An 11,500-nucleotide genomic window follows, 5' to 3' on the forward strand; every position below is an offset into this window, starting at 1 on the left:
GAAAGCGGGCGTTCAGGCGGCTGGCGGGGCAGGGCTGTAGATGCGCGGCGCGCTGCGGTGGGGCAGGTGGACCAGGTTCAGGTTGTGCTCGCGCGCCCACTGCACGGTGAGCGCAGTGGGCGCGGAGAGGCTGACCAGGGTCGAGAGCCCGCCGCGCACGGCCTTGTGGATAAGTTCCAGGCTGCAGCGACTGGTGACCACGGCGAAGCCGCCTGTCAGTTCCAGGCGCTGGCGCTTGAGTGCGCCGACCAGCTTGTCGAGCGCGTTGTGGCGGCCAATGTCCTCGCGGCAAAGGCGGATTTCCCCGGCGGCATCGACGAACAGCGCAGCATGCAGGGCGCCGCTGCGGCGGCCGATCTCCTGCACTGCGTTGACTCGCTCGCGCAGATGTTCCAGATGCGCGGCAGACGGCAACGGCGCTCCCTGCAGCACAGGCAGGTCGGGCAGCGCCTGGTCCAATGCCTCGACGCCGCACAGGCCGCAACCGGTATTGCCGGCCAGTTGCCGGCGCTGGTCCTTGAGGGCCCAGAAGGCGCGGTTGCTGACTTGTACCTCGGCGGCGATGGCATCGTCGTGGGGCGTCAGGTTCACGTCATAGATGTCGTCGATGGATTCGATGAGGCCGGCGCCGAGGCTGAAACCGTAGACGAAGTCTTCCAGGTCGTTCGGCGAGACCATCATGACCGCCTGGTTCAGCCCGTTGTAGGCAATCGCCAGGGCGATTTCTCCGGCCAGCACGGCGTGACCGGTGGCGTGCTCCGGGGTGAGTTCGGCGTAGCTGTAGCCGTCGGCAGGCGCGGCGGCGTCCCGGACCGCGGCGCTGGCCGGGCGGGTGATCAGGCAAGGCATGGGCAGAGCCCTGTGGTTCTAGTAATGCGACCAGCCTATGCCGATGCCGGCATAGCGTCTAATGGCTGCTGTCGATGTAATGATCGACGCGCTCTATCAGTCGCTCCAGGAATCGTCCCGGAGGGCCGCTGCTTCGCGAAAGCAGGCTTCGGCCAATGCCGAGCGCGGTTCGCTGCGGCGCAGGATCAGGCCCAGTGGCGACAGGGTGCGCGCGTCGTCTATCGGGGTGAGCGCGAAATGCTCCCCCTGGGTGTCCAACCCGCTGCCCAGCGGCATGATTGCGCAGCAAAGCCCGCGCTCCACCGCCTGCACCAGTTGGTGCACGGCGTCGGTTTCCAGGCGTGCCTGGGGGGTCAGGCCGCGGCTGCGGAAGCCGTGGTCGATGGACTGGCGGAAGTGCATGCCGGAGGAAAGCAGGCCCAGCGGCAGCTCCGCGAGGGCGTCCCAGCTCAGCGTTGGGTGGTCGATCTGGAAGTGGCGGCGGTCGTGCAGCAGGCCCATGCGCGTGGCGGCCAGTTCGAGGCTGTCGAAGTGCTCGCGGTCGAGGCGGTCGAGGTAGGACAGGCCAAGGTCCAACTGGTTGCGGCCCAGGCCTTCGAGGATGTTTTCCGAGCTCAGGGCGAACAGCTGGAAGCGCAGCTCCGGATGGCGCTGGGCGAACAGCTCGATCAGCCGCATGGGATCGAACCCCGCCAGTGGCACCAGGCCCAGGCGCAGGGTACCGACCAACTGGCCGCGGCAGGCGGCCGCTTCGGCGTACAGCCCGTCATGGGCCGCCAGCAGGCTGCGGGCCCAGGCCAACACCCGCTCGCCGGCTTCGGTGAAGCCCTCGAAGCGCTGCCCACGGCGCACCAGTTCCAGGCCGAGTTCTTCCTCCAGGTTGCGCAGGCGCATGGATAGCGTCGGCTGGGTGACATGGCAGCGCGCCGCTGCCTGGCCGAAATGCCGCGTCTCGTCCAGGGCGCAGAGGAATTTCAGCTGCTTGATGTCCATCGGCGGGAAGGCTCCGGGGCGTTCTGTCGGGTCGGGAGGCGATTAGGAGTTTTCCGTCAGGCGTCATGGAAGTCGCCGTCTAGACTCCAGGGGCGCGCGGTCTGCCCAATGCCGGCCGCCTATCACTGTAACCGTAGGGAGGTTGGAAATGGGCATTTTTGCGTTCGTGAAGGAGGCCGGCGAAAAGCTGTGGGAAAGCATTGTGGGCCAGGAGGCGCAGGCCGCCGAGTCGCTCAAGGACCACATCGCCAAGGTTGGCCTGGGTAATCCGAATATCCAGGTCAGCGTCGAGGGCGACAAGGTGATTGCCACCGGTGAAGTAGCCAGCCAGGAGGAGAAGGAGAAGATTCTGCTCGCGTTGGGCAACGTCGCCGGCGTATCGGGTGTGGAAGACCACATCACCGTCGCTGCCGCCGCCGCTCCGGCACCCGAAGCACGCTTCGTCACCGTGAAGAAGGGCGACACCCTGAGCGCCATCGCCAAGGCGGAGTACGGCAACGCCAACCTCTACAACAAGATCTTCGAGGCGAACAAGCCGATGCTCAGCCATCCGGACAAGATCTATCCCGGCCAGGTGCTGCGGATTCCGGAATGACCTCGACGAGCCCGGCCCAGCGCCGGGCTCGCTGTTTTTGCAGCTCGCGTTTCACAACCCCTCGAGTAGCGCCCGATAGTCTTCCTGGGCGTCGAATTCCTCGGTGTCCTTCGGCCCCTGGCGGCTATCCGGCTGGCGCACCGCCAGCAGGTGGGCGACGCCGAAGGTCCGCGCAGCGCGCAGGATCGGCAGGCTGTCGTCAATGAACAGGCTGCGCGCCGGGTCGAAGCCGACGTCCGCATGCAGCGCCTGCCAGAACTGCTGGTCTTCCTTCGGGAAGCCGTAGTCGTGGGAGCTGATCAGGCGCTCGAACCAGGGCGACAGCTCCACCCGCTGCATCTTCAGGGACAGCGAATCGCGGTGCGCATTGGTGATCAGCACAGCGCGCTTGCCGTGGCGGCGCAGTTCGGCGAGGAACAGGTCGGCGTCCTCGCGCAGGGCGATGAGGTCGGCAACTTCGTGCTTGAGGTCCAGCATCGACAGCTTCAGCTCGCGACTCCAGAAGTCCAGGCAGTACCAGTTGAGCAGGCCTGCGTTGTCGCGGAACAGCGGCAGCAGCTCGGCGTCCGCCTGGGCACGGCTGATTCCGTGGTGCTCGGCATAGCGTTGTGGCAGGTGTTCGAGCCAGAAATGGTTGTCGAAATGCAGATCGAGCAGGGTGCCGTCCATGTCCAGCAGGACGGTGTCGATCTGGTTCCAGGGCAGGCTTGGCATGCTGGGCTTTCGCAAAAGAGTGTCGCAATTGCGCCGCCGGCGGACGGAATCGGCGCGATATCTGACACGGAGAATCGGAAAAGGCGGGTTATCATAGCCGACCCGGCCACCCCCAGGAGTCGCCCCATGCGTCAGAAACCCACGGTCCTCGCCCGAGAGATCGTTGCCAGAAGTCGGCTTTTTGCCGTCGAGGAGCTGCAACTGCGCTTCTCCAATGGCGTCGAGCGTACCTACGAACGCCTGGTGGGCAAGGGGCAGGGCTACGGCGCGGTGATGGTGATCGCCATGCTCGATGCCGAACACGCCGTGCTGGTCGAGGAATACTGCGCCGGGGTCGACGAGTACCAGTTGTCGCTGCCCAAGGGCCTGGTGGAGCCGGGCGAGGACATCCTCGACGCCGCCAACCGCGAGCTCAAGGAGGAGGCCGGCTATGGCGCCCGTCAGCTCGAGTACATCACCGAGCTGTCGCTGTCGCCCGGCTACATGAGCCAGCGTATCCAGGTGGTGCTCGCCCGCGACCTCTACGAGGAATCGCTGCCCGGTGACGAGCCGGAGCCAATGGGCGTGGACAGGATCAGCCTGCGCGAGCTTTCCAGCCTTGCGCAGAATGCCCAGTTCAGTGAAGGAAGGGCCCTGGCGGCGCTCTACCTGGTGCGCGACCTGTTGACCCAACGAGGGGAATTCCAACCGTGATGAATGCTTTTCTGCCGGCCGTGATCGACCTGGTGCACAAGGCGGGCGATGTGATCCTGCCGTTCTGGCAGGGCGACCTGGATGTCCAGAACAAATCCGACGAGTCGCCGGTGACCGCCGCTGACCTTGCCGCCCATCGCGTCCTGGCCGACGGCCTGCGCACGCTGGCGCCGGACGTTCCGGTGCTGTCCGAGGAAGACTGCGACATCCCGCTGGAGCAGCGTGCGCAGTGGAGCCGCTGGTGGCTGGTGGACCCGCTGGATGGCACCAAGGAATTCATTGCCGGCAGTGACGAATTCACTGTCAACGTGGCGCTCATCGAGCATGGCCGCGTGGTCTTCGGCGTGGTCGGCATTCCTGCCAGCGGCCGCTGCTATTACGGCGGCACCGGCCTGGGTGCCTGGCGCGAGGAGCGCGACGGCGAGCCCGAGGCCATCGAGGTGCGCACCGAGCCGGACGATATCTTCACCGTGGTGGCCAGCAAGCGCCACTCCAGCGCTCAGCAGGAAAGCCTGCTGTCCGGCCTCGCCCAGCGCTTTGGCAAGCTGGACCTGGCCAACATCGGCAGCTCGCTGAAGTTCTGCCTGCTCGCCGAAGGCTCGGCGGACTGCTATCCGCGCCTGGCGCCGACCAGCCAGTGGGACACGGCGGCCGCCCAGGGCGTGCTGGAAGGCGCTGGTGGCGAAGTGCTGAACGTGCGCGGCGAGCCCTTCACCTACGAAGCGCGCGAAGGCTTCCTCAACACGTCTTTCCTTGCGCTGCCCAAGGCGGCGCCCTGGCGTGAGGACCTGATCCAGCTGGCCCGTGCCCTGGACTGAGGGCTCCTTCCCATTGTCGGAGCGCGCTTGATGCCGGGGTTGCCGGTCAATTCGTTCGCGAGCAAGCTCGCTCCTACAGAACGCTCCCATGCAGTTGTGATCGATGCCTGAATTACCTGAAGTCGAAACCACCCGCCGGGGCATTGCGCCCCACCTCGAAGGCCAGCGCGTCAGCCGCGTGGTTGTCCGTGAGCGCCGGTTGCGCTGGCCGATCCCCGAGGATCTGGATGTGCGTCTGTCCGGGCAGCGCATCGTGCAGGTGGAGCGGCGCGCCAAGTACCTGCTGCTCAATGCCGAGGTGGGCACGCTGATCAGCCACCTGGGCATGTCCGGCAGCCTGCGCCTGGTGGAAAGCGGCACGCCCGCCGCGCGCCACGAGCATGTGGATATCGAGCTGGAGTCGGGCATGGCGCTGCGCTATACCGATCCGCGACGCTTCGGCGCGCTGCTCTGGAGCCTGACACCGCTGGAGCACGAACTGCTGCGCCACCTCGGCCCGGAACCGCTGACCGACGCCTTCGAAGGTGAGCGCCTGTTCCAACTGTCGCGTAACCGCAGCATGGCGGTGAAGCCGTTCATCATGGACAACGCGGTGGTGGTCGGGGTGGGCAACATCTACGCCACCGAGGCGTTGTTCGCGGCCGGCATCGACCCCCGCCGCGAGGCCGGGACCATCTCGCGGGCGCGCTACGTGAAACTCGCCCAGGAGATCAAGCGGATCCTCGCCACCGCCATCGAACGTGGCGGCACCACGCTACGCGACTTCGTCGGCGGCGATGGCCAACCCGGCTACTTCCAGCAGGAACTCTTCGCCTACGGACGCGGCGGCGAGCCATGCAAGGTCTGTGGCACGACCCTGCGCGACGTGCGCCTCGGCCAGCGCGCCAGCGTCTACTGTCCGCGCTGCCAACGCTGAAGGCGCGCGGCGGCCGCTAAGCTTCCGCGATCTGCCTGTTCCACCTCCTGCCATAACAACAACGGCCCCCGCAGAGGGGCCTCCAGGTGATTCATGTCCGGCAACTATCTGCCCCGCAACCCGTTCGCCGAGGCACTCGGTCACAGCATGCTGCGCATCGCCGGCTGGCGTATCGAGGGCGCCCTGCCCAAACTCGACAAGTTCGTGGTGATCGGCGCGCACCACACGTCCAACTGGGATTTCGTCCTCTTTCTGGCGGCCAAGTTCGTGCTGCGCCTGAATGCCCGCTGGTTCGGCAAACACACCATTTTCCGTGCACCTTTCGGCGGTCTGCTGCGCCGCTGGGGCGGCATCCCGATCCAGCGCCACCTCAAGCTGAATACCGTGGACCAGGCGATACAGGCGTTCCGCGACAACCGCGAGATGATGCTGATCCTCTCCCCGGAGGGCACGCGCAGGAAGGTCGAGCGCTGGAAAATGGGCTTCTACCACATCGCCCGTGGCGCGGGCGTGCCCATCGTCCTGGCGGCACTGGACTACCCGGGCCGGCGCATCGTCATCGGCGAGCCATTCTGGCCCACTGGCGACGAGGCTGCCGACCTGCGCCGCATGCTGGATTTCTACCGGCCTTTTGTACCGAAAAAGCCTCAGTACGCTTTCTTCGGCGATTGAAGGCTGTCACGCGACAAGTCATTGAGCGCTGTTATAGTTATGGCAGTCTGCCTGCCCAACTAAACAAAAAAGGACTTCCTTCCATGACCCTGTTCCGCACCACCGCCACTGCAATGGCATTGGTCTGTGCATTCTCGGTGCTGCCGGCTGTTGCCCAGGACGCGGTGAGCAACGTCAGCGGTGACCCGACCTACACCGTCGAGGCCCCGCCGGCCTACGCGATGATGGGCGACCTGATCTTCGCCCGCCCGTTGCTGATCGCTGCCACCGTGGTGGGCGCCGCGGCCTTCGTGGTGACCCTGCCGTTCAGCGCCGCCGGCGGCAACATCGGCGAAGCGGGCAAGGCCCTGGTCGTCGAGCCGGGCAAGGCTGCCTTCGTGCGCTGCCTGGGCTGCACCACCAGCGGCTACAAGAAGGACTGATCCATCGTCCCTTTCCGGGGCGACGTGGTCGCCCCGCCAGCCCGGCTTGCCGGGTAAGTCCTGTGGGTAGCCCATGAACCTGAGCGGCCTGAAGAAGCACCTGCGTCCGCTGCTTCTGCTGTTGGTCGCCGTCATCCTGGGCTACACCTTCTGGTCCAGCGCAGGCCTGCTGCAGTTGGGAGCGGGCCTGGCGTTGTTCCTGTTCGGCATGCAGTGCCTGGAAGAGGGGCTGCGCGACCTCGCCGGCAGCCAGCTGGAGCGCTGGCTGGAAAAAAGCACCGCGACCCGCGGCAAGAGCCTGCTGTTCGGCCTGTTCGGCACCTTCCTGCTGCAATCCTCGACCCTGGTTTCCCTGCTCACCATCGCCTTCATCAGCACTGGGCTGATCCAGCTCGCTGGCGGCATCGCGATCCTCTTCGGCGCCAACCTGGGCGCCACCAGCGGCATCTGGCTGCTGGCGCTGGCCGGGCAGAACCTCAGCCTGAGCCCCCTGGCATTGCCGCTGCTGGTGTTCGGCGTGCTGATGGGTTTCAACGGTGCCAAGAGCAAGGCCGCCGGACGCATCCTGCTGGGCATCGCCTTCATCTTCCTGGGCATCGACCAGATCAAGGACGGCTTCGGCAGTTTCGGCGACGCCATGGACATGAGCGAGCTGCGCTCGGAAGGCATGCTCGGCGCGCTGCTGTTCACCACCTTCGGCATCCTTGTCACCGTGGTGCTGCAGTCCAGCCACGCAACCCTGATGCTGACGCTCGCCGCCCTGGCCGGCGGTCAGCTGGAGCTGGGCCAGAGTCTGGCGATTGCCATCGGCTCCAACGTCGGCAGCAGCGTGACCACCGCCTTCGTCGGCTCCCTGGGCGGTAACCGCAGCGGGCAGCGACTGGCGCTGGCGCATGTGCTGTTCAACGTGGTGACCGGCATCCTGGCATTCCTGCTGCTCGCGCCGCTGACCTGGCTGGTGCACTGGCTGGTGACGCCGCTGGGGCTGGCGGACAACCCGATGATCCAGTTGGCGCTGTTCCACACCCTGTTCAACGGCATGGGCGTGGCCTTGTTCTGGCCGATCCAGGGCGCACTGGCCAATGCGCTGGTGCGCTGGCTGCCGGACGTCGAGGAGCCGGCGGTGCTGATCACCGACATGGCGCCCGCCATGCCGACCATCGAGCGCACCCATGCGCGCTACTTGAACGAACGCGCGCTGGATTCCGCCGACGCCGCCGCCAGCGCGGTGCTGCAGGAGCTGCGGCACCTGGGCCGCCTGAGCATCGAGGTGATCTGCCACGCGCTTTACCTGCCGGTGGAGATGCTCAACCAGCCGCGGGTGGACGAAAGCCAGTTGCAGGCTGCGCCGGATCGCCATGCGCTGGCCGCGGAAGTGCTTTACCAGCGCCATATCAAGGGGGTGTACGGCGATTTGCTGAGCTTCATGAGCCGCCTGGAGGTGCCGCTGGACGAGGAGCGCCAGCGCTTCTGGCTGTCCTGCCAGGTGGTGGCGTTGCAACTGGTGGACGCGGTGAAGGACGCCAAGCACCTGCAGAAGAATCTCGGCCACGCCCTGCACGGCGAGCCTTCGGCGCTACGCGATACCTATGTCGAACTGCGTCGGCACCTGATCGGCATGCTGCGCGAAGTGCGTGCGCTGGGCTCGCTGCTCGGTGGCGAGCTGCCGGAAGAGGCTTTGGTGGCGCGCCTGCAATTGCTTGACGAGAGCGCTGCCGAGTTCGATACGGCGTTCCGCCAGCGTCTGTTCGCGGCGGTGCGCCGGCAGGAGCTGGACGGCCTGCAGATGAGTTCGCTGATGAATGACCTGGGCTATGTCAGCCGGATCATCCAGAGCCTGCGCAACGTGCTGCAACTAGGCACCGAACACGGCCTGTTCGATACCCGCGAAGCAGACGAGCCGGCTCTTATCCTGCCCTGATCAGCGCAGCGGCGCGGCCAGCTCGGTGGCGAGGCCGATGCCGCGCGGGTCGCTGGCAGACTGCACTTCGCCGGACTTCTTGTTCCACAGCAGCACCTGCTGGTTGCCATAGGCGCGCCCCACGTCCTTGAGCGTGTAGCCACGGCGCTGCAGGTCGGCCATTTCGGCGGCGCTGAAGGCGCGCGGTTCATGCTCGATCACGTCGGGCAGGAACTGGTGGTGGTAGCGTGGCGAGGACACCCAGCGCTGCACCGGCTTGCCGTCCAGGTAGTCCAGCATCGCCAGCAGCACCATGCTGGGAATCCGGCTGCCGCCCGGCGTGCCGAAGGCGGCCAGTTCGGTGGGGCTTTCGATGAAGCTCGGGCTCATGCTCGACAGCGGGCGCTTGCCAGCGGCCACCGCGTTGGCCTGGCTGCCGGCCAACTGGTAGGCGTTGGCGCCGCTGACATCGGTGGCGAAGTCGTCCATCTCGTCATTGAGCAGCACGCCGGTGCCGGGCACGGTGAAAGCCGCACCGAACGGCAGGTTGACCGACAGGGTGGCCGCCACGGCGTTGCCGTCGGCGTCCATCACCACGAAGTGGGTGGTGTGGTCGCCCTCGCGCCAGGCGGGGGCAGGCGGCAGGGCGGAGCTGGGCGTGGCGCGCTGCGGATCGATGCCGGTGGCCAGACGCTTCAGGTAGTCCGGCGCGAGCAACTGGTTGACCGGATTGGCGACGCGGTCCGGGTCGCCCAGCAGACCGCGGTCGCGGTAGGCGCGGCGCAGGGCTTCCACCACGTAATGCGCGCGCTGCACCGGCTCGGCCTTTTGCCAGGGCAGTTGCTGCAAGATGCCCAGGCTTTGCGCCAGTGCCACGCCGCCGGCGGAGGGCGGTGGCGCAGAGATCAGTTCGCGGCCGTCTGTCAGCGGGTAGCGCAGCGCCTGGCGTTCAACGGTGCGGTAGCTGGCGAGGTCTTCCAGGCTCCACACACCGCCGGCGGCGCGCACGCCTTCCACCAGTTTCTGCGCGGTATCGCCTTCGTAGAAGCCGATGCGGCCGTAGCGCGCCAGCTTCTCCAGGGTATTGGCCAGTTGCGGCTGGCGCATCAGGCTGTATTCCTCGGGCAGGTTGCCCTGGTCGAGGAAGATGCGGGCGGTCTCGTTGTCCTTGCGCATTGCGTCGAGGCGCCAGGAGGCGCGGTCGATGTAGACGCGGTCGATCGACACGCCATCGGTGGCCAGGCGGATCGCCGGTACGAGGTTGCTCGCCAGGGTCTTGCGGCCGTAGCGGCTGGTGATGTCCGCCAGGGCAGCGGGCAGGCCGGGAATGCCGGCGGCCAGCGGGCCGTTGAGCGAGAGCTGCGGGTCAACCTTGCCGTTGCGCTCGTACATCCGCGCGTGCGCCGCCAGCGGGGCACGCTCGCGGGCGTCGATGAAGTGGTAGGTCGGTGGGCTGCCGGCCTTGCGCAGCAGGAAGAAGCCACCACCGCCCAGGCCCGAGCCATAGGGCTCGGCCACCGCGAGCGCGGCGGCGATGGCCACCGCCGCGTCGAAGGCATTGCCGCCGTCGGCGAGGGTCTCCAGGCCGGCCACGGTGGCCGATGGATGCGCCGTGGCGACGCTGGCCTGGGCCGGATGTTCCGCGGCGTGCAGGGCGAAGCTCAGCAGGAGCAAGCTGCAGAAGCCGAGCAGGGAGGCGCGGGAGCGGGAGTTCAACAGGGACATGGCATCTCACGAACCGCCGGCTGGGCCGGCTGGAAAACCGAATGGGGCGAAGGTGGAGGATAGACAATCCACAACGCCCGGGGTTTGTGAGAACTCAATGAAAAAGTGTCGAAACGCGCTAAGTCAGGCTTTGCCGGTGAGCTTCTTGTACTTTTCCATTAGCTGATCCTTGCTCTCGACGTTGCTTTCGTCGAGGGGGATGCAGTCGACCGGGCAGACCTGCTGGCACTGCGGTTCGTCGTAATGACCGACGCACTCGGTGCACAGGTTCGGGTCGATGACGTAGATCTCCTCGCCCTGGGAGATCGCGGCGTTGGGGCACTCGGGTTCGCAGACGTCGCAGTTGATGCAATCGTCAGTGATTTTCAGGGACATCGAACAACTCCAACCAGGGCGGCAGCCATGGCGATCGGTAGCACAATAGTGAAATTGTGCCGCATCGGCGCGTTTAGTGCACGCGAAGGGGGAGTCAGTGGACGGAAACCGCCTTCCCTGGCGGCTCGGCAATCAGCGCTTGAAGCGTTCGGCCAGGGCGCCGGCCACCGCGGGATGGACGAACTTGGTGATGTCGCCGCCCAGCGCCGCGATCTCGCGCACCAGGGTCGAGGAGATGAAGGAGTACTTCTCCGACGGCGTGAGGAACATGCTTTCCAGATCAGGTGCGAGCTGGCGGTTCATGTTGGCCAGCTGGAACTCGTATTCGAAGTCCGACACCGCGCGCAGGCCGCGCAGCAGGATGTTGGCGTTCTGTTCCTTGGCGAAATGGGCGAGCAGCGTCGAGAAGCCGACGACTTCCACGTTGGGCAGGTGCGAGGTGACCTGGCGGGCCAGCTCTACGCGCTGTTCCAGCGGGAACAGGGGGTTCTTCTTGGGGCTGGCGGCGACGGCAATGATCACCTGGTCGAACAGTCGCGAGGCGCGTTCCACCAGATCGGCATGGCCTTTGGTGATGGGGTCGAAGGTACCCGGGTACAACACTCGATTCATCGCGGCGTCCTGGTCGGCTCTTGTTGGCAGGCTGGTGCAATAGCGGGCGGATGGTAACGCAGCATGTCCGTGGGGCCAAGCGACCTTGGTAGTGCTTCTGTGAACGGACTACCTGAATTTATCGGGGATGGACCGCCCGGTCACGCGCAGGGCCCGTTGCAGAGCCTGGGCGCGGCTTTTTGCACGGCAGCCCCTGTAGGAGCGAGCTTGCTCGCG

13 protein-coding genes are annotated in these 11,500 nt (G+C 66.3%); 7 read left to right on the top strand and 6 right to left on the bottom strand.

Annotated elements, in window-relative coordinates:
* Nucleotides 1–12 precede the first annotated feature (12 nt).
* A complete protein-coding gene (gene fdhD / locus C167_RS0126870; protein ID WP_017521416.1) occupies nucleotides 13–849 on the bottom strand; it encodes a formate dehydrogenase accessory sulfurtransferase FdhD in 837 nt (278 codons plus the stop codon).
* Between the two features lie 96 nt (nucleotides 850–945).
* Nucleotides 946–1,842: a LysR family transcriptional regulator gene (locus tag C167_RS0126875; RefSeq protein ID WP_017521417.1), complete on the bottom strand. Its 897-nt coding sequence runs from the start codon at nucleotides 1,840–1,842 to the stop codon at nucleotides 946–948.
* Between the two features lie 148 nt (nucleotides 1,843–1,990).
* Here C167_RS0126875 and lysM point away from each other — a divergent pair, with 148 nt between their 5' ends.
* Nucleotides 1,991–2,437 (top strand): peptidoglycan-binding protein LysM, encoded by a 447-nt coding sequence (gene lysM, locus C167_RS0126880; RefSeq protein ID WP_017521418.1) that lies wholly within the window; start codon nucleotides 1,991–1,993, stop codon nucleotides 2,435–2,437.
* A gap of 51 nt (nucleotides 2,438–2,488) precedes the next feature.
* Here lysM and yrfG read toward each other — a convergent pair whose 3' ends face one another.
* Nucleotides 2,489–3,151, bottom strand: coding sequence for a GMP/IMP nucleotidase (gene yrfG, locus C167_RS0126885; protein ID WP_017521419.1), 663 nt, complete (start codon nucleotides 3,149–3,151; stop codon nucleotides 2,489–2,491).
* Between the two features lie 126 nt (nucleotides 3,152–3,277).
* On the opposite strand from yrfG, the gene nudE reads away from it, so the two are divergent.
* The 6 genes from nudE (at nucleotide 3,278) to C167_RS0126915 (ending at nucleotide 8,593) form a co-directional block, all read left to right on the top strand.
* Entirely contained in the window at nucleotides 3,278–3,844 is a 567-nt protein-coding gene (nudE, locus tag C167_RS0126890; protein WP_017521420.1) for an ADP compounds hydrolase NudE, read from the top strand.
* The gene (gene cysQ, locus C167_RS0126895; RefSeq protein WP_017521421.1) at nucleotides 3,844–4,662 is read left to right on the top strand and encodes a 3'(2'),5'-bisphosphate nucleotidase CysQ; all 819 of its coding nucleotides are present in this window, start codon (nucleotides 3,844–3,846) and stop codon (nucleotides 4,660–4,662) included. Before nudE ends, cysQ begins: the two co-directional genes overlap by 1 nt.
* 103 nt (nucleotides 4,663–4,765) lie before the next feature.
* Nucleotides 4,766–5,578 carry a bifunctional DNA-formamidopyrimidine glycosylase/DNA-(apurinic or apyrimidinic site) lyase gene (gene mutM, locus C167_RS0126900; RefSeq protein ID WP_017521422.1) on the top strand — a complete coding sequence of 271 codons (813 nt, stop codon included), beginning with the start codon at nucleotides 4,766–4,768 and terminating at the stop codon, nucleotides 5,576–5,578.
* A 93-nt stretch (nucleotides 5,579–5,671) separates the two neighbouring features.
* Nucleotides 5,672–6,250: a lysophospholipid acyltransferase family protein gene (locus C167_RS0126905; protein ID WP_017521423.1), complete on the top strand. Its 579-nt coding sequence runs from the start codon at nucleotides 5,672–5,674 to the stop codon at nucleotides 6,248–6,250.
* Between the two features lie 83 nt (nucleotides 6,251–6,333).
* Nucleotides 6,334–6,672, top strand: coding sequence for a hypothetical protein (locus tag C167_RS0126910; RefSeq protein WP_017521424.1), 339 nt, complete (start codon nucleotides 6,334–6,336; stop codon nucleotides 6,670–6,672).
* Between the two features lie 73 nt (nucleotides 6,673–6,745).
* The gene (locus tag C167_RS0126915) at nucleotides 6,746–8,593 is read left to right on the top strand and encodes a Na/Pi cotransporter family protein (RefSeq protein WP_017521425.1); all 1,848 of its coding nucleotides are present in this window, start codon (nucleotides 6,746–6,748) and stop codon (nucleotides 8,591–8,593) included.
* On the opposite strand, the gene ggt is transcribed toward C167_RS0126915, so the two are convergent.
* From ggt to coaD, 3 genes are all read right to left on the bottom strand, one after another.
* Nucleotides 8,594–10,297: a gamma-glutamyltransferase gene (ggt, locus tag C167_RS0126920; protein WP_017521426.1), complete on the bottom strand. Its 1,704-nt coding sequence runs from the start codon at nucleotides 10,295–10,297 to the stop codon at nucleotides 8,594–8,596.
* Nucleotides 10,298–10,420: 123 nt separating this feature from the next.
* The gene (locus tag C167_RS0126925) at nucleotides 10,421–10,672 is read right to left on the bottom strand and encodes a YfhL family 4Fe-4S dicluster ferredoxin (protein WP_017521427.1); all 252 of its coding nucleotides are present in this window, start codon (nucleotides 10,670–10,672) and stop codon (nucleotides 10,421–10,423) included.
* A 132-nt stretch (nucleotides 10,673–10,804) separates the two neighbouring features.
* Nucleotides 10,805–11,284 (bottom strand): pantetheine-phosphate adenylyltransferase, encoded by a 480-nt coding sequence (coaD, locus tag C167_RS0126930; protein WP_017521428.1) that lies wholly within the window; start codon nucleotides 11,282–11,284, stop codon nucleotides 10,805–10,807.
* Nucleotides 11,285–11,500: the final 216 nt, after the last annotated feature.

This window comes from Pseudomonas nitroreducens TX1, from assembly GCF_000313755.1.
In the GTDB taxonomy this organism is placed as follows: domain Bacteria; phylum Pseudomonadota; class Gammaproteobacteria; order Pseudomonadales; family Pseudomonadaceae; genus Pseudomonas; species Pseudomonas nitroreducens_A.

Bases quoted from the DNA above. Each gene is read 5' to 3' on its own strand.
- fdhD (WP_017521416.1), bottom strand. From the start codon at position 849: ATGCCTTGCCTGATCACCCGCCCGGCCAGCGCCGCGGTCCGGGACGCC.
- C167_RS0126875 (WP_017521417.1), bottom strand. From the start codon at position 1,842: ATGGACATCAAGCAGCTGAAATTCCTCTGCGCCCTGGACGAGACGCGG.
- lysM (WP_017521418.1), top strand. From the start codon at position 1,991: ATGGGCATTTTTGCGTTCGTGAAGGAGGCCGGCGAAAAGCTGTGGGAA.
- yrfG (WP_017521419.1), bottom strand. From the start codon at position 3,151: ATGCCAAGCCTGCCCTGGAACCAGATCGACACCGTCCTGCTGGACATG.
- nudE (WP_017521420.1), top strand. From the start codon at position 3,278: ATGCGTCAGAAACCCACGGTCCTCGCCCGAGAGATCGTTGCCAGAAGT.
- cysQ (WP_017521421.1), top strand. From the start codon at position 3,844: ATGAATGCTTTTCTGCCGGCCGTGATCGACCTGGTGCACAAGGCGGGC.
- mutM (WP_017521422.1), top strand. From the start codon at position 4,766: ATGCCTGAATTACCTGAAGTCGAAACCACCCGCCGGGGCATTGCGCCC.
- C167_RS0126905 (WP_017521423.1), top strand. From the start codon at position 5,672: ATGTCCGGCAACTATCTGCCCCGCAACCCGTTCGCCGAGGCACTCGGT.
- C167_RS0126910 (WP_017521424.1), top strand. From the start codon at position 6,334: ATGACCCTGTTCCGCACCACCGCCACTGCAATGGCATTGGTCTGTGCA.
- C167_RS0126915 (WP_017521425.1), top strand. From the start codon at position 6,746: ATGAACCTGAGCGGCCTGAAGAAGCACCTGCGTCCGCTGCTTCTGCTG.
- ggt (WP_017521426.1), bottom strand. From the start codon at position 10,297: ATGTCCCTGTTGAACTCCCGCTCCCGCGCCTCCCTGCTCGGCTTCTGC.
- C167_RS0126925 (WP_017521427.1), bottom strand. From the start codon at position 10,672: ATGTCCCTGAAAATCACTGACGATTGCATCAACTGCGACGTCTGCGAA.
- coaD (WP_017521428.1), bottom strand. From the start codon at position 11,284: ATGAATCGAGTGTTGTACCCGGGTACCTTCGACCCCATCACCAAAGGC.